The organism is Guyparkeria sp., assembly GCF_046545975.1.
Classification (GTDB): Bacteria; Pseudomonadota; Gammaproteobacteria; order Halothiobacillales; family Halothiobacillaceae; genus Guyparkeria.
The window spans coordinates 1-15876 of sequence record NZ_JBKGYT010000043.1 but is presented as its reverse complement, the minus strand read 5'-3'; the positions used below and the strand labels follow the sequence as shown (position 1 = coordinate 15876).

General features: G+C 68.3%; 15 protein-coding genes. 7 read left to right on the top strand and 8 right to left on the bottom strand.

What is annotated here, in order from left to right; translation table 11 throughout:
- Positions 1-268: 268 nt before the first annotated feature.
- The 8 genes from ACLFMY_RS05680 to ppa form a co-directional block, all read right to left on the bottom strand.
- On the bottom strand, positions 269-616 hold the full coding sequence (locus ACLFMY_RS05680) for a YbeD family protein (protein ID WP_410763614.1): 348 nt from the start codon (positions 614-616) through the stop codon (positions 269-271).
- Complete coding sequence (locus tag ACLFMY_RS05675; protein ID WP_410763613.1) at positions 613-1479, bottom strand: aminotransferase class IV; 867 nt, start codon at positions 1477-1479, stop codon at positions 613-615. Before ACLFMY_RS05675 ends, ACLFMY_RS05680 begins: the two co-directional genes overlap by 4 nt.
- A complete protein-coding gene (locus ACLFMY_RS05670) occupies positions 1476-2657 on the bottom strand; it encodes a D-alanyl-D-alanine carboxypeptidase family protein (protein ID WP_410763612.1) in 1182 nt (393 codons plus the stop codon). The genes ACLFMY_RS05675 and ACLFMY_RS05670 overlap by 4 nt, the downstream gene beginning before the upstream one ends.
- The gene (locus ACLFMY_RS05665; protein ID WP_410763616.1) at positions 2654-3499 is read right to left on the bottom strand and encodes a septal ring lytic transglycosylase RlpA family protein; all 846 of its coding nucleotides are present in this window, start codon (positions 3497-3499) and stop codon (positions 2654-2656) included. Before ACLFMY_RS05665 ends, ACLFMY_RS05670 begins: the two co-directional genes overlap by 4 nt.
- 5 nt (positions 3500-3504) lie before the next feature.
- Positions 3505-4488: a lytic murein transglycosylase B gene (gene mltB / locus ACLFMY_RS05660; protein ID WP_410763611.1), complete on the bottom strand. Its 984-nt coding sequence runs from the start codon at positions 4486-4488 to the stop codon at positions 3505-3507.
- A gap of 71 nt (positions 4489-4559) precedes the next feature.
- Entirely contained in the window at positions 4560-5651 is a 1092-nt protein-coding gene (gene rodA / locus ACLFMY_RS05655) for a rod shape-determining protein RodA (RefSeq protein WP_410763615.1), read from the bottom strand.
- A 50-nt stretch (positions 5652-5701) separates the two neighbouring features.
- Complete coding sequence (mrdA, locus tag ACLFMY_RS05650) at positions 5702-7552, bottom strand: penicillin-binding protein 2 (RefSeq protein ID WP_410763610.1); 1851 nt, start codon at positions 7550-7552, stop codon at positions 5702-5704.
- A 149-nt stretch (positions 7553-7701) separates the two neighbouring features.
- Positions 7702-8232, bottom strand: a complete 531-nt coding sequence (gene ppa / locus ACLFMY_RS05645; protein WP_410763608.1) for an inorganic diphosphatase — start codon at positions 8230-8232, stop codon at positions 7702-7704.
- Positions 8233-8419: 187 nt separating this feature from the next.
- Here ppa and ACLFMY_RS05640 point away from each other — a divergent pair, with 187 nt between their 5' ends.
- From ACLFMY_RS05640 to apaG, 7 genes are all read left to right on the top strand, one after another.
- Positions 8420-9082, top strand: a complete 663-nt coding sequence (locus tag ACLFMY_RS05640; RefSeq protein ID WP_410763607.1) for an adenylate kinase — start codon at positions 8420-8422, stop codon at positions 9080-9082.
- Between the two features lie 12 nt (positions 9083-9094).
- Positions 9095-11395 (top strand): LPS-assembly protein LptD, encoded by a 2301-nt coding sequence (locus tag ACLFMY_RS05635; RefSeq protein WP_410763606.1) that lies wholly within the window; start codon positions 9095-9097, stop codon positions 11393-11395.
- Between the two features lie 119 nt (positions 11396-11514).
- A complete protein-coding gene (locus ACLFMY_RS05630) occupies positions 11515-12906 on the top strand; it encodes a peptidylprolyl isomerase (RefSeq protein WP_410763605.1) in 1392 nt (463 codons plus the stop codon).
- Entirely contained in the window at positions 12866-13861 is a 996-nt protein-coding gene (gene pdxA / locus ACLFMY_RS05625; protein WP_410763604.1) for a 4-hydroxythreonine-4-phosphate dehydrogenase PdxA, read from the top strand. Before ACLFMY_RS05630 ends, pdxA begins: the two co-directional genes overlap by 41 nt.
- 2 nt (positions 13862-13863) lie before the next feature.
- The gene (gene rsmA, locus ACLFMY_RS05620) at positions 13864-14682 is read left to right on the top strand and encodes a 16S rRNA (adenine(1518)-N(6)/adenine(1519)-N(6))-dimethyltransferase RsmA (RefSeq protein WP_410763603.1); all 819 of its coding nucleotides are present in this window, start codon (positions 13864-13866) and stop codon (positions 14680-14682) included.
- Between the two features lie 86 nt (positions 14683-14768).
- Positions 14769-15488, top strand: coding sequence for a 6-phosphogluconolactonase (gene pgl, locus ACLFMY_RS05615; RefSeq protein ID WP_410763602.1), 720 nt, complete (start codon positions 14769-14771; stop codon positions 15486-15488).
- Positions 15485-15876: Co2+/Mg2+ efflux protein ApaG (apaG, locus tag ACLFMY_RS05610; protein WP_410763601.1), on the top strand; the 392-nt coding region annotated here is incomplete at its 3' end. The genes pgl and apaG, both read left to right, overlap by 4 nt.

Sequence of the window (15876 nt, the reverse complement as noted above, 5' to 3'; positions counted from 1 at the left end):
TAGTCGCGGCATTCGCCAAGCCAGAAAAAATTGTCGTGATGCGGCATGGCGTTTCAAGGGGTGGTGACTGATGGAACCTCTGCACGGCATGACGGTGGTGGACACCTGAGAGAGCAGGCATTGAAGGCACCGTGGGAGCTGGCAAGGCAGCCGCCCGCGTCGCGCACCCGCCCCCCGTTCTGACTTGCCAGCGCGGAGTACAACTCCGCGATCCACACCTCCGACCTCTGACCTCTTCGAGCTCCGGGCCATCCGCTTCCGGCTTCGCTCAGAGACACATCTTGACGTCCGGATGCGCGGTGATCGCGCGGTAGACGTCGTCGATCTGCTTTCTCGAGGTGGCGGTGAAGGTGACCGTCAGGCCGACGAAGTTGCCCTTGCCGCTCTCCCGCTGTGACCAGGCCGATTCCGGCAGCCCCGGCACCACGCCGTCGACCGCCCGCTTGATGTCGTCGATGAACGCGTCGGTGGCCGGCCCCATGATCTTGACGGGGAACTCGGTCGGGAAGTCGATCATCGTCTCGCGCTCGAGGGCCGCCTCGTCCTCGGCCATGCTGGGCTTGTCGAAGGGGTTGCAGGCCTTGCCGCTGCCCCGGAAGTGGGGATCGTCGGTCATGCGGGTCTCCGCTGCGGTGTCTTGAGTTGCTGGAAGTGCTCGTCGAGCCGGCACGTGACCGGGCCGGGCCGGCCCGCACCCTCGCCCTGCCCGACCGGCTCGCCGTCGATCTCGAGGACCGGCCAGATGTCCTTGGTGGAGCTGGTGAGAAACACCTCGTCGGCCCCGCGCAGCGCGCTGACGGTAATGAAGGACTCGTCGACCTCGATCAGCCCCTTCCGCCGGGTCATCTCGATCAGCAGGCGCCGGGTGACACCGGCGAGCATCTGCGGGCCGGTGGGGGCGGTGACCAGCCGGCCGCCGATCACGGCGAACAGGTTGGTGGCCGAACCTTCGATCACCAGCCCGTCACGCACCAGGATGGCCTCGTCCACGCCCTGCTCGACCGCCTTCTGTCGGGCCATGGTATTGGGCAGCAGGTTGATGGTCTTGATGTCGCAGCGTGCCCAGCGCTGGTCGGGCATGGTGATCGCCCGGGCGCCCTCGCTGCGCCTGCCGATCGGGGAGACCGTCGCCATCACCCCCGGGGCGGTGGCAGGATCGGGCCAGGCGTGATCCCGGGGCACCGGGGCGCCGCGGGTCACCTGCAGGTAGACCGCCGCGTCGCGGCCGACGTAGCCCTCGAGCAGGCGGTCGAAGATCGCCTGCCACTCGTCGCGCGCCAGCGGCTCGGCGATGCCGATCTCGCGCAGGCTGCGCGACAGGCGCTCCATGTGCGCCTCGAGGCCGAACAGCCGTCCACCGAAGGCGGGAATCACCTCGTAGACGCCGTCGCCGAAGAGGTAGCCACGATCGAACACGGACACCTGCGCACTGGCCGTGTCGCACCAGTCGCCGTTGAGATAGACCGGCGGCGGGCTCATTCGTCCCACCACAACCACAGGCTGTCGGTCAGCCGCTTGACCAGGCCTCCTTCCGGATTGTCCTCGAGGGCCACCACGGGCTGCTCGGCGATGGTGTCGTCGTCGAACGCAACCCGCAGGCTGCCCACCCGGTCACCGGCGGCGATGGGCGCGGTCAGCAGGGAGTCGAGATGGAGGGTCACGGTCAGCTCGTCGCTCTGCCGCTTGGGCACCAGCACGGAGAGATCCTCGTCCAGCCCCACCGGGACCTCGTCGCTCTCACCCTTGTAGACGCGCGGGCTGGCCAGCGTCTCGCCGCCCTCACGCACGGCGACGGCCTCGAAGTGACGGAAACCGTAGTTGAGCAGTGCCTCGGCCTGGTTGTTGCGGGCCTCGTCACTGTCGGTACCCAGAACCACCGCGATCAGGCGCATGTCGTCACGCGCCCCGGACGTCGCCAGGCAGTAGCCGGCCTCCTCGGTGTGCCCGGTCTTGCCGCCGTCGACCCAGTCGTTGCGGAACAGCAGCTTCTCGCGGTTGTACTGCTTGATGCCGTTGTAGGTATAGGACTTCTGCCGGAAGTAGCGGTAGAGGTCGGGATGCTCGTGGATCAGGCGCGAGAGCAGCGTGGCGATGTCGCGCGCCGACATCAGGTGCCCCTCCGCCGGCCATCCGGTGGGGTTCTCGAAGTGGGTCTCTTCCATGCCGAGGCGCTCGGCGGTGGCATTCATCTGCGAGACGAAGGAACGCTCGTTGCCGCCGATGTACTCGGCCAGCGCCGTCGCCGCGTCGTTGCCCGACTGCACGATCATACCCTGCAGCAACTCCTCGATAGTCACGGTCTTGCCGGCCTCGATGAACATGCGCGAACCGCCCATCCGCCAGGCGTTCTCGCTGACGAGCACCTCGTCGTCCATGGCGATGTCGCCGGACTCGAGCGCCTCGAAGGCGAGATACGCGGTCATCAGCTTGGTGATGCTCGCCGGGGGCACGGGGCGGTCGGGCTCCCGTTCGACGATGGTCTGCCCGGTGGTGTTGTCCAGCAGGACGTAGGAACGGGCCGACAGGTCCGGCGCGCCGGGCGTCGGCAACGCCGCCTGCGCCATCGCGCCCCAGGCCGCCGCGAAGGCGAACAGCAGAGCCAGGAACCCGTGACGCCACCAGCCGCCGCGTCGAAGGGATGACAAGGCCTTGATCATTTCTTCACCACCATTTCTGCATCATTAAATCCCATGTCCCGGAGCCGGGCCATCGTGTCGTCCAGTGCCCGCTGGGAATCGAACGGCCCGACCCGCAGGCGCAGCAGGTCACCGTCATCCTGACGGAGCGGGGCGATCCCGGCGCCCTCGAGGCGGGCACGGACCGCTTCGGCATTCTCGCGGTCACGAAAGGCCCCCACCTGGACGAAGACGTTCTCGCCCCAGCGGACCTTTGGCAACGCCGAACGCCCCCAGTTCCCTACCGGCGCATCCGAATCGCCCACCGGCCGGGCGGAGGCCTGGTCCCGGGGCCCGGGGCCGACCACCTCGATGTCCACCAGCGCGGTGCCCTTCTCGGTCATGCCGACCTTGTGCGCCGCGGCGTAGGACAGGTCGATCACGCGGTTGTCGACGAACGGACCGCGGTCGTTGACCCGCACCACCACGCTCTTCCCGTTCTCGAGATTGGTCACCCGCACGTAGGCCGGCAGCCGCAGCGACTTGTGCGCCGCGGTCATCTTGTACATGTCGTAGGGCTCGCCCGAGGACGTCGGCCGACCGTGGAACTTGTTGCCGTACCAGGAAGCCACGCCCCGCTCGCGGTAACCGGAATTGCTGTCACGGACCTGGTAGCGCTTGCCCCGCACGCTGTAACTGCTCGGGTTGCCCCGGCGGGCAGGCGGCTCGGCCCGGGGCTCGGCATCGGCCGTCTCGGCGCGGTCGACCGAAGGCGAGCTCGAACACCCCGCCAGCGCCAGCAGGGCCGTGACCAGCGCCAGCGCGGGCAGGCCGATCACCGCCACGCGACCAACGCCACCTCCCTTTCGGCCTGCCCGGTGCATCACCGTCAGCCCCCGGTCTCTCGTTCGTCCCCCAGGCCTGCGGCGATCGCTTCAGCGAGCTGCCACACGGCCGTGGCGTAGAGCACGCTGTGATTGTAGCGCGTGATCACGTGGAAGTTGTTGAAACCGACGTGGTATTCGACCTCATCGTCGTCGGTCAGGGTGAACAGCATCACCTCGAAGTCGTCCGGGACCGGGGCGTCGTCGGGAACGCCCACGCCCCGCTCGCGCAGTTCGCCCAGCGTGGTCTTCGGCTTGAGGTCGCGACCGGTGTTGAGCAGGTCGTCGACCTCGGCATCGTTGACATCGACACGCATCATGACCGGCTCGCTCTGGCCCCAGCCGTGCTCCACGAAATAGTTCGCCACGCTGGCCAAGACGTCCTCGCGGCTGTCCCACAGGTCACGACGGCCATCGCCGTCCCCGTCCACGGCATAGTGACGGTAGCTCGACGGGATGAACTGGGGCATGCCGACCGCCCCGGCATAGCTGCCGCGGGCCTGATCGATGTCCAGGCCTTCCTCGTCGACCAGGCGGATGAAATCGATCAACTGGCCACGGAAGAATTCGCCCCGGCGGGGGTAGTCGAACCCCAGCGTGGCGAGCGCGTCGATGACGCGATAGCTGCCCGTGATGCGCCCGTAGAACGTCTCGACACCGACGATCGCGGCGATGATCTCGCGCGGCACACCGTAGGTCCGCTCGACCTCGTCGAGCAGTTCGGCATGTTCACGGGCGAACGCCACGCCCTGCTCGATGCGCTTGTCGGTGAGGAAGATCGGTCGGTACTCGCCCCAGGTCTTCGATTCGGCCGGGCGGGTGATCGCGTCGATGATCTTCTGCTGGTGCTCGGCCGAGCCGATCCACCGCTCCACGTCCTCCCGCGGCGCCCCGGTCTCCGACACCGCCCGGTCGATGAAGGCGCGCACATCGTCGCGCTCCAGGTAATCGTCATCGGCGGTGGCGAGCACGCCGGGGCTTGCCGCCACGAGAGTCGCCACCAGAGCCGCGGCGCCCGCTCGTCGAGCGCCCCGGACAACCCCTGCCAGTACCTTGTTCATCAGCGATCGTGCCCCAGGAAGCTGCGTTGCGTGCGGATGCTCATCAGCATACCCAAACCCACCATGATGGTCACCAGCGCCGTGCCGCCGTAGCTCAGCAACGGCAGGGGGGCGCCGACCACCGGCAGCAGACCCAGCACCATGCCGGCATTCACCAGCACGTAGACCATGAAGGTCATGGAGATCGACGCGGCCAGCAGGCGCCCCTGCACCGACTCGGCGTGCTCGGCAATCCACAGCCCCCGCCAGATCACCGCCAGGTACAGGGCGAACAGGACCGCCAGACCCACCAGGCCGAACTCCTCAGCGTAGACCGCGAGAATGAAGTCGGTGGTGCCCTCGGGGATAAAGTCCAGATGGGACTGGGTCCCCTGCAGCCAGCCCTTCCCCCATACGCCGCCCGAACCGATCGCGATCATCGACTGGAGGGTGTGATAGCCCGAGCCCAGCGGGTCGGCCGTGGGATCCAGCAGTGTCAGCACGCGCTGCTTCTGGTAGCCGTGCATGAAGAAGAACCACATCACCGGGATGGCGGAGGCGGCCAGCGCGACGAAGCCGCCGATGTACCACCAGGACAGGCCGGCGAAGAACAGCACGAACAGCCCCGAAGCCATGATCAGCAGGGCCGACCCCAGGTCGGGCTGGACCATGATCAGGCCGGTGGGGATCATCACCGCCAGCATCGCGAGCATGACGTCGACGAAGCGTGGCGGCAGGGGGCGTCGCGCGAGAAACCAGGCGATCATCATGGGCATGACCACCTTCATCAGTTCCGCGGGCTGGAACCGGATCACGCCGAGATCCAGCCAGCGCTTCGCCCCGCCGCCCATGTCACCGACCAGCCACACGGCCACCAGCATCAGGGTCACCATGGCGAACAGCCACGGCGCGGTGGCGAAGAACCAGCGCTGGGGGATCTGGGCGATCACCAGCATCAGGCCGAAGCCGAGCCCCATGCGCACCACGCTGCGCTCGACCCACTGATTGCTCTGGTCCGAGGCGGAATACCCGGCCACCAGCCCGATCGTCGCGATCAGGCAGACGAAGAACAGCAGCACCGGATCGAGCTTGAATATCGAGCGCAGCGTCATCTCGAGACGCTCGGTCCAGCGCGCTGCCTGCAGGCGTTCTCCGGCCATGGTCAGTCTCCGTACTCGGAAAACTCGGGCTGGATCTCGGCGTCCGGCTCCACGTCGAACCAGAAATCCATCACCTTGCGGGCGATCGGCGCGGCCGTGCCCGACCCGCTGCCGCCGTGCTCGGCGATCACCGCCACCGAAAGCTCCGGGTCGTCGAACGGCGCGAAGCCGACGAACAGGGCATGGTCGTGCAACCGCCCCTCGAGCTCTTCGGCATCGTACTCCTCGTCCTGGGCCACCGAGAACACCTGGGCGGTACCGGTCTTGCCGGCGATCGGGTACGGCGCGGCGATCTTGTGCGCCGTGCCGCGCTCGTGCTCGACCACCGCCAGCATGGCCTCGCGGGCGCGGCGCCAGGCATCCGTCCGCTTCAGCTCGACGGGCGGGCGCAGGCCGCGATTTTCCGTCACCAGCCAGGGACGGTGGCGCGTGCCCGATGTCGCCAGCGTGGCCGTCATGTCGGCGAGCTGCATGATCGTGGTCAGCATGTAGCCCTGCCCGATCCCGGCGATCACCGTCTCGCCCGGGAACCAGATCTCGTCCTTCACCCGGCGTTTCCAGTCCCGCGAGGGGATCAGCCCGGCCCGTTCCCCGGGCAGGTCGATGCCGGTCTTCTGTCCCAGGCCGAAATCCGTCAGGAACTCGTGCATGCGGTCGATCCCCATGCGATAGGCCAGGTCGTAGTAGTAGACGTCCACCGAGCGAAATATCGATTCCTGGAAGTCGACCCAGCCGTGCCCCCACTTGCGCCAGTCGCGATAGCGGTGCTTGTTGCCGGGAATCTGGTAGTACGGACCGGCGAAGAAGCGCTCGTCCGGATCGATCAGCCCGTCTTCCATGCCCACAATGCCCATCAGCGGCTTGATGGTTGACCCCGGCGGATAGGCCGCCGTGGTCACCCGGTTGTAGAGCGGCCGATCGGGGTCTTCGTTGAGCGCCCGGTAGGTGTCCTGATCGATGCCGTCGACGAACAGGTTGGGATCGAACGAGGGCCTCGAGACCATCGCCCGGATCGCGCCGTCACGGGGATCCTCGGCAACGACCGCGCCGGCGTACTCCCCGAGCGCGGCCGAGGCGATGCCCTGCAGCCCGACGTCGATTGACAGCGACAGGTCGTGACCGGGCGTGGGGCGCACGGTCTCCAGCACCTTGAGTTCGCGACCCAGGGCGTCGACCTCGACGATCCGGTAGCCGGGAATGCCATGCAGGCGATCCTCGTACTGTCGCTCGATGCCCGTCTTGCCCATGTACTGGGTGCCCTGGTAGGCATCCGCATCGATGCGCCTGACGTCCTCGGCGTTGATGCGCCCCACATAGCCGACCACGTGGGCCAGCAATTCCCGGTAGGGATAGACGCGCTTGAGACTGGACACGATTTCCGTGCCGCGCAGCCACGGCTTGAGCCGGGCGATGCGGGCACGCTCGACCTCGTCGAGGTCGGCCTTGACCAGCACGGGGTCGAAGCGACGACCGACGCGGATGCGCTCGGCAAGGTCCTCCACCTCGGCGGCACCCAGATCGAGCACCCGGGCGAGCATGTCCAGCTCGGCCCGTACGTCCTGGCTGTGCTCCGGGGTGATCTGCACCTGGTAGGTCGCGACGTTGTCGGCCACCACCTCCCCGTTTGCATCGAAGATGCGCCCGCGTTCGGGCGGCAGCACCACGAGGCGCGTGCGGTTCTCCTCGGCCTTGCCCGAGTAGTAGTCGTGCTGGGTGATCTGAAGCCAGGCGGCCCGTCCGAGGAGGACGGAGACCACGAGCAGCGAGACGGCCGCCCCGAGCAGGATGCGCATGCGAAACACGCGCCGCGCCCTGCCGTGGTCATGCAGGCGATCGGGTTGCCGATCCAGCATCGGTCGTCACCATCATCAGGAAAGGCCGGAAGGCCTCGGATCAACGTAGGGGAAGCGGGCGTCGCCCGGCGCGGCAGGCCGCCGACCCGCCTGTCGCAGGTGCTCCGTCACGGCACGACATTCCCGGACAAGCGCCCGGGGCGAGACGATCACTCGGCCTCGAAGCGCGCGATCGAGTCCTCGATCTCCTTGCAGGCGGCCGCCTTGTCGGCAAAGCCCTTGCACTCGACCCACTTGCCCGGCTCGAGGGCCTTGTACTGCTCGAAGAAGTGCTGGATCTGCTCGAGCAGGAAGCCCGGCAGGTCGTCGACCTTCTGCACGTCGTGGTAGTGCGGGGTGAGCTTGTCGTGCGGCACCGCGATGATCTTGGCGTCGATGCCCGACTCGTCGGTCATCTCGAGCATGCCCACAGGACGGGCGCGGATGACCGAGCCGGGCTGCAGCGGCAGCGGCGCGACCAGCATCACGTCGACCGGGTCGCCGTCGTCGGAGAGCGTCTGCGGAATGAAGCCGTAGTTGGTCGGGTAGTACATCGAGGTGGCCATGAATCGGTCGACCAGCAGCGCGCCGGAGTCCTTGTCGAGTTCGTACTTGACCGGGACGCCCTGCACGGGGATCTCGATGACGACGTTGATGTCTTCCGGGGGGTTCTTGCCAGCGGGGATCTTCGACAGGTCCATGGAATCAGCCTCGAATTGATTGCAGACGATTTGCGAACGAACGCACGAAAACGCGACATGCCAAGGCAAGCCGCGACGTTTTCGTTATGATACCGTTTTTCGCCGGTTGACCGGAGCCCCGGTTTCAACCTCGCCCCGGTGACATGCCGGACTGGCCAAACCCACAGCAAACGCGATCTTGAAAACCATGCGAATCGTACTTTTGGGCGCCCCGGGTTCGGGCAAGGGCACACAGGCGGCACGCCTGGTCGAACACTACCAGGTGCCGCAGATCTCCACCGGCGATCTCCTGCGCGCCGCCGTGGCCGCCGGCACCGAGCTGGGCAAGAAGGCCAAGGCGGCCATGGACGAGGGCCAGCTGGTCAGCGACGACATCGTGCTGGGCATGATCCGCGAGCGGCTGGACCAGCCGGACACCGAACGCGGCTTCATCCTCGACGGCTTTCCGCGCAACATTGCCCAGGCCGAGGCGCTCGACACGATGCTCGCGGAGCTGGAACGCCCGCTGGAGATGAGCATCCTGCTGGACGTGCCGCTGGACAAGCTGATGAAGCGGCTGACCGGTCGGATGACCTGCACGGAGTGCGGCGCGGTCTTCAACCGCTACACCAACCCGCCGGATTCCGATCACCAGTGCGACCACTGCGAGCACGAACTGGTGCAGCGCGGCGACGACAACGAGGAAACCGTGCGCCGCCGCCTCGAGGTTTTCCAGGAACAGACCGCCCCGCTGATCGAGTACTACGAGCGCGACGGCCGCCTGGAGCGCGTCGACGGCGAGCGTGACATCGAGGAGATCGCCGCGGACTTCCGCCGCCTCCTCGACCCCATCGCCCCCGGCAAGCGCTGAGGATCGCCTCGGGTGAGGTCAGGGAAGACACGCCTGGCGGCTGCCATCGCGACCGGCCTGACCGCCATGGCCGGCGCCTCGCTGCCGGTCCATGCCCAGGAACCGGGCCCGTTCGCCCTGTGCCCGGCCTTCGGCCCCGAACGCCCCGACTACACCCCGCTCGAGGCAGGCGCCCCGGGCCGAGCCGCGGCCGACAGCGCCAGTTACGGCCGCGACGGGTTGATTACCCTCTCGGGCAGTGCCGTGGTCGAGGAGCCGGGGCGGCGGATCCTCGGCGACACCCTCACCTACCGGCAGTCGCCCGAGGCCGTGGTGAGCGGCGAGGGTTCGCTCTGGCTGCAGACGGCCGACATGGCCGTCCGGGCCGAACGTGGCGAACTCAACCTCGACACGGATGCCGGCCAACTGGAGCGCGCCCGCTACTGGATCGAGAGTCGCCACCTCTCCGGGGTGGCGGACACGGTCATGCAGCGCGACCGCGAGTACTACCGGTTCGAGCAGGCCAGCTTCTCCACCTGCCCGGCGGAAAAGCGCGACTGGGAGTTCCGGGCCCGCGAGGTCGACCTTGACCGCGAGTCCGGCCGCGGCGAGGCCTGGCACACGACCCTGCACGCCGGCGGCGTGCCGGTGTTCTACACGCCCTACGTCAGCTTCCCGATCGACGACCGCCGCCAGTCGGGGTTCCTTTACCCGACCTTCGGCAACAGCACCGAGGGCGGTTTCGAGTACGCCCAGCCGTACTACTGGAACATCGCGCCCAACGTCGACGCCACCCTCACGCCGACGATCCTCACCCGGCGAGGGCTGGGGCTGGGCGGGCAGGTCCGCTGGCTGCACCGGTTCGGCGAGCAGGACCGCGGCCGCGACCAGGTCGACTTCTTCTACCTGCCCGATGATCGCGTGGACGGCGGGTCCCGCTGGTCACTCGGCATCGACAGCAGCGGTCGGGTCAACCCGGACCTCGACTACCGGGCCGACATCAACCACGTCTCGGACGACCGGCTCTTCCAGGACTTCTCCACCGGCCTGGAGCAATCGACGAGCAGTCACCTGAAGAGCGACGTGCGCATCAACGCCCGCCCCGGCGGGGGCTGGAACCTGGGGCTCGAGGCCCGGCGCTACCAGACCATCGACCCGGACCTGACCGAGCGGCAACACCCCTACCGGATCATGCCGCGACTGACGGCCAGCAACCGCTTCGGGCTGGGCGAATGGGGCGAGCACGTGGCCCCGAGCCTGCACCTGCGTGGCGACGTGACCCGGTTTGCCCACCCGTCGGACGAACGCATCGTCGGCGACCGGGCCCACGCGGCCGTCGGCCTCGGCCAGACGTTTTCCGACACCTGGTACCGGCTGCACCCCGACGTCACGCTCGATGCGACCAGCTATCACCTCGACGAACAGATGGCGCCGAATGCCGACCGGTACGACACCGGGGCGACGCGGACGGTGCCGATCTCGAGCCTCGACGGCAGCCTGTTCCTGGAGCGCGGCTACGGCGAGACCGGTCGCTACCGCGCCCTGCTCGAGCCGCGGATGTACTACCTGTACGTGCCCTACCGCGACCAGGACGACATCCCGCTGTTCGACACCGGCCCGACCACGCTGAGCTACAGCGAGCTGTTCCGCCCAAACCGCTACTCCGGTGGCGACCGGGTCGCCGACGAGAACGCGCTGACCTACGGCCTGTCCTGGTCCCTGCTCGACACGCATAAGGGCACCGTGCCGCTGTCGCTGCGCGCCGCGCAGCGCTACCGCTTCGAGGACTCGAGGACCACCCTGCGTCCCGGCCACACCGCCTCCTACGAGGAGCAGGGCGGCTCGACCGTGCTCGCCGAGGTCTACAGCGACGTCACGCAGCACTGGAGCGGCTCGTTCACCGCCGAGTACGACACCGACCGCGAGGAACTGGCCCGCTCGCAGACGCGGCTGGGTTACCGTGGCGAGAACAATCGCATCCTCAATCTGTCCTACTTCACCCGCACCGGGATCGACGAGACCGATCCCGACTACAAGCAGGGCGACGTCTCGTTCGCCTGGCCGCTGTCGCGCCGCTGGTCGATGCTCGGCCGGGTGGGCTACGACTTCGACTCCGAACAGGTGGTCCAGTCACTGCTGGGGGTCGGCTACGAGTCGTGCTGCTGGTCGGCGCGACTGGCGCTCAAGCGATACATCGTCCGCCCCGAGGCGGGCATCGACCTCGGCGAGGATGCCGAGTACTCCAACGCCGTCGTCTTCCAGATCGAGCTGAAGGGACTGGGGGGCGTCGGCGGCAACCAGTTCAGGGACGAGATCCTGGGCTTCCAGCCCTGAAAAAGCCTCCGGCGAGGTTCGACACGAGACTCCCGGACGGTCAACCGCCGGTTGATACGTTATGATCGGCCGACAATCACGAACCGTTTACAAAAACCGTGCGCAAAGCGAGACCATTCATGCATTTCCTGCACGTCCCGACCCCCGCATTCCTCCGCTCGCCCCTGGCCGCGCTGGCCGGCCTGGTCCTCGCCTTCGTCCCGGCGGCCCCCGCCCTGGCACAGGGCATGGAAGGCTTTCAGGCGCTGGACCGGATCGTTGCCGTGGTCGACGACCGCGTGATCACCCAGCGTGAAATGGAGGCGGAGATCATGCAGCTGGGCGACCAGGTGGACCTCGCGTCCATGAGCCCGGCCGACCGCGAACGCCTGGCCGAGCGCGTGCTCGACCGGATGATCACGGAGGCGGCCATGCTCGAGCGGGCCGACAAGGTCGGCATCCAGATCGACGACACCCGCCTGAACGAGGCACTGAACGGCATCGCGCAGCGCAACGGGCTGACCCTGTCCCAGCTGCGCGATGCCGTGGTCGGCCGCGGCCAGGACTGGGCCGGTTTCCGCGACGGCATCCGCGAGCAGATGATGCTCGAGGAACTGCAGAAGCGCGAGGTCTACAGCCAGATCAACGTCAGCGACCGCGACATCGACGCCTGGATCGAACAGCGCACCGGGGCATCCGCCGACCAGACGGAGTACCGCCTGGCACAGATCCTCGTGGCCGTGCCCGAGAATGCCTCGCCCGAGGCGGTCGAGGAGGCGCGCGAACGCGCCGAGGACATCCGTGAAAACCTCGCCGACGGCGCGGACTTCGCCAAGGTATCCGCCGAGCGCTCCGATGCACTGGACGCTGACGAGGGCGGCGACATCGGCTGGCGCGATGCCGGCCGGATCCCGAGCCTGTTCCTGCCCGTGGTCCAGGACCTGGAGGCCGGGGAGGTCAGCGAGATCGTGCGCAGTCCCAACGGCTTTCACATCGTCAAGGTCGTCGACACGCGCACCGTTACCGGCGGCGCGTCGGTGACCGAATACCGGACCGACCATGTGCTGCTTCGGCCGCAGGGCGACCGTGACCCCGAGGCCACCCGCGAACTGGCCGAGCGGCTGCGCCAGCGGGTGATCGATGGTGAGGCAACCTTCGGCGAGGTCGCCCAGGAGTTCTCCGACGACCCGGGCTCGGCACAGCGCGGCGGTGACCTCGGCTGGAGCAATCCCGAGGAGCTCGACCCGGCCTTCGCCGAGATGATGCAGTCGGTTGACCGGGACGAGATCAGCCCGGTGTTCGAGAGCCAGTTCGGCTTCCACTTCCTGCGCGTCAACGACCGCCGCGTTCGTGACATCTCGGGCGAGGACCTGCGCAACCAGGCGCGCAACGCCATCGGCGAACGCCGCGCCGACGAGGAACTGACCAAGTACACCCGCCGCCTGCGCTCGGAGGCGTACATCGAGAATCGCCTGTCCGACACCGTCAACGATGCGAGTGGCCAGCGTGCGATTGGCAATAACCAGCGGTGAACCGTCCGGCATCGGGCCGGACCTGCTGCTCGCCCTCTCCACCGACCCGGCCTTCGTGCCGCCGGCCGAACTGGTCGTGCTCGGCGACCGGGCGGTCTTCGCCGCGCGGGCCGACGCCCTCGGCCTGCCCTTCGACTGGCCGGAGGCCACGCCGGACAGGCCCGCCGCCCCGGTGCCGGGTTTCTGCTTCCGGCACCTGCCTGCTTCCGCGCCGGTCACGCCCGGCCGCCTGGACCCGGCCAACGCCCGCCACGTGCTCGGCCTGCTCGACCACGCGGCTGACGGCTGCACCACGGGGCTCTACGACGCGGTCGTGACCGCCCCGCTGCACAAGGGCGTGATCAACGACGCGGGCGTGGCGTTCACCGGGCACACGGAATACCTCGCCGACCGGGTGGGCGGCCATCCGGTGATGATGCTGGTGGCCGGCGAGCTGCGCGTGGCCCTCGCCACCACCCACCTGCCGCTGGCCGACGTGCCGCACGCGATCACCGGCGAGGTGCTGACCACCGTGCTCGACATCCTGCACCGGGCGATGGTCGACTGGCTGGGCAAGCCGCAGCCGCGGATCCTGGTGGCCGGCCTGAACCCGCATGCAGGCGAGTCCGGCCATCTGGGCGACGAGGAGATCCGCATCATCGGGCCGGCACTGGAGGCGGTGCGGGCCCGGGGCATCCAGGCGATCGGTCCCCTGCCGGCGGACACCCTGTTCACCCCCCGCCACCTCGACCACGCCGACGCCGTGCTGGCGATGTACCACGACCAGGGGCTGCCCGTACTCAAGTACGCCGGTTTCGGCCGAGCGGTGAACGTCACCCTGGGACTGCCGATCATCCGCACCTCGGTGGACCATGGCACGGCCCTGGACCTGGCCGGCACCGGTCGCGCCGAGCACGGCTCGCTGGCCGCGGCGATCACGCTGGCCGGCGAACTGGCCGAACGGAGGGCCGCCTGAGCATGCCCGGCAAAGGCATCCAGGACGGCCACCGGGCCCGCAAACGCTTCGGCCAGAATTTCCTGGTCGATCACGGCGTGATCGAGCGCATCCTCGCCGCGATCCCGGACGGTGAGGAAGTCGTCGAGATCGGGCCCGGGCTGGGGGCGATGACCCTGCCCCTGGCTCGGCGCCACGGTCGGGTGGTCGCGATCGAGCTCGACCGCGACGTGATCCGGCACCTGCAGGTGACACTGGACGCCGCCTCCCTCGGCCGGCAGGTGAGCCTGGTGGGACAGGACGCCCTGCGCCTGGACCTGGCCGCCCTGGCCGAGGCCGAGGACCTGCACCCGCCGCTGACCGTCGTCGGCAACCTGCCCTACAACATCGCCACGGCGCTGATCACGCGCCTGCTCGAGCAGGCGACGCTCATCGGCGAGATGGTGTTCATGGTGCAGAAGGAGGTGGCCGGCCGGCTGGCCGCCGAACCGAACGACTCGGCCTACGGGCGACTGAGCGTGCTGGTGAACGCCCGGGCCCGGGTGGAACACCTGTTCGACGTTCCCCCGGAGGCATTCAACCCGCCCCCCAAGGTCGACTCGAGCGTCATCCGCATCACCCCGCGCGCCGAGTCGCTCGTCCCGCCGGAGGAACGGGCCCGCTTCGAGCGGCTGGTCACGGCGGCATTTACCCAGCGGCGAAAGACCCTGCGCAACAACTTGAAACCCCTCATGTCAGCGTCAACAATTGAAGCGTCGGGTATCGACCCCTCGCTGCGCGCCCAGGCGCTGGACATCCCCGCCTTTCTGACGCTGGCCAGGCGGCTCGAGTCGACCGACTGAATACCCGAGACGGCCCCAAGCGGGCATCGGACTCAAACGGGGCCCCGGCCCCGCCAGTCACCATCCGGACAGGCTCGCGAACGGTCATGCCCTCCACACCCGAATTCCATTGCAGCGAGACGGCGGCACAGACCTTCAACGCCTGCGCAGCCTTCCTGGCCGAGCGGCTGGCGCTGGCCATCCGGGAACGCGGCGTGGCACGGATCGCCCTGGCCGGTGGCAGCACCCCCAGGCGCCTGTACCTGACACTGGCCGAACGCTTCCGTGACGCCGTCGCCTGGGACCGGGTGGAGTTCTACTTCGGCGACGAGCGCAACGTGCCCCAAGACCACCCCAAGAGCAACTTCCTGATGGCGCGGCAGGCACTCTTCGAACCGCTGCGCATCCCGCCGCACCATACCTTCCCGATGGTCTCGGACCATCAGCGCGACCCGGAACGGGATGCCCGCTCCTACGAGGCCACCCTGCGCCGCTGGGCTGCCAGTGCCGTGCCGCGCTTCGACATCACCCTTCTGGGCATGGGCGAGGACGGCCACTTCGCCTCGTTGTTCCCGGACACGCCGGCACTCCACGAACGCAACCGCCTGGTGACGGTCAACCCGGTGGAAAAGCTGCATTGCCACCGGCTGACACTGACGTTCCCGGTCTTCGAACAAGCCCGCGACGTGGTCTTCCTCGTGATCGGCGCGGAAAAGCGCCCGGCACTGGCCCGCATCCGGGAGGGCTGCACCGACCGGCCGGCCGAGTGGCTGGCCGCCGCCCGCCCCACGGACTGGTTCGTCGACCGGGGCAGTTTCAGCGCATGAACACCGAGGCGCGCGAGCGGGAGCGGGACATCGCCATCCGCGCCCGGGTGGTGTTCGTCCCCGAGCACAGTGACGCGAGCATGGGCCGGTATGCCTTCGGCTACGAGATCACGATCGAGAACCACGGGGCACTGCCGGTCACGCTCACCGACCGGCACTGGGTAATCGACCATGGCAACGGCGTCATCAAGGAGGTGCGCGGCGAGGGCGTCGTGGGCGAGAACCCCCGGCTGGCGCCCGGCGAGAGCTATTCCTACCGCTCCGGGGCCATCATCGAGGCCCCGGCCGGCCGGATGCGCGGGGACTATGGCTTTCGCAGCGACGCGGGCACCGTGTTCCGGGTCGACATCCCCGAATTCGACCTGATCGCTCCGCCCTCCTTCCGCTC

What these genes read in the sequence shown, in the direction of transcription:
- ACLFMY_RS05680 (WP_410763614.1), bottom strand. Translation starts at nt 616, where the DNA reads ATGACCGACGATCCCCACTTCCGGGGCAGCGGCAAGGCCTGCAACCCC.
- ACLFMY_RS05675 (WP_410763613.1), bottom strand. Translation starts at nt 1,479, where the DNA reads ATGAGCCCGCCGCCGGTCTATCTCAACGGCGACTGGTGCGACACGGCC.
- ACLFMY_RS05670 (WP_410763612.1), bottom strand. Translation starts at nt 2,657, where the DNA reads ATGATCAAGGCCTTGTCATCCCTTCGACGCGGCGGCTGGTGGCGTCAC.
- ACLFMY_RS05665 (WP_410763616.1), bottom strand. Translation starts at nt 3,499, where the DNA reads ATGCACCGGGCAGGCCGAAAGGGAGGTGGCGTTGGTCGCGTGGCGGTG.
- rodA (WP_410763615.1), bottom strand. Translation starts at nt 5,651, where the DNA reads ATGACGCTGCGCTCGATATTCAAGCTCGATCCGGTGCTGCTGTTCTTC.
- mrdA (WP_410763610.1), bottom strand. Translation starts at nt 7,552, where the DNA reads ATGCTGGATCGGCAACCCGATCGCCTGCATGACCACGGCAGGGCGCGG.
- ppa (WP_410763608.1), bottom strand. Translation starts at nt 8,232, where the DNA reads ATGGACCTGTCGAAGATCCCCGCTGGCAAGAACCCCCCGGAAGACATC.
- ACLFMY_RS05640 (WP_410763607.1), top strand. Translation starts at nt 8,420, where the DNA reads ATGCGAATCGTACTTTTGGGCGCCCCGGGTTCGGGCAAGGGCACACAG.
- ACLFMY_RS05630 (WP_410763605.1), top strand. Translation starts at nt 11,515, where the DNA reads ATGCATTTCCTGCACGTCCCGACCCCCGCATTCCTCCGCTCGCCCCTG.
- pdxA (WP_410763604.1), top strand. Translation starts at nt 12,866, where the DNA reads ATGCGAGTGGCCAGCGTGCGATTGGCAATAACCAGCGGTGAACCGTCC.
- rsmA (WP_410763603.1), top strand. Translation starts at nt 13,864, where the DNA reads ATGCCCGGCAAAGGCATCCAGGACGGCCACCGGGCCCGCAAACGCTTC.
- pgl (WP_410763602.1), top strand. Translation starts at nt 14,769, where the DNA reads ATGCCCTCCACACCCGAATTCCATTGCAGCGAGACGGCGGCACAGACC.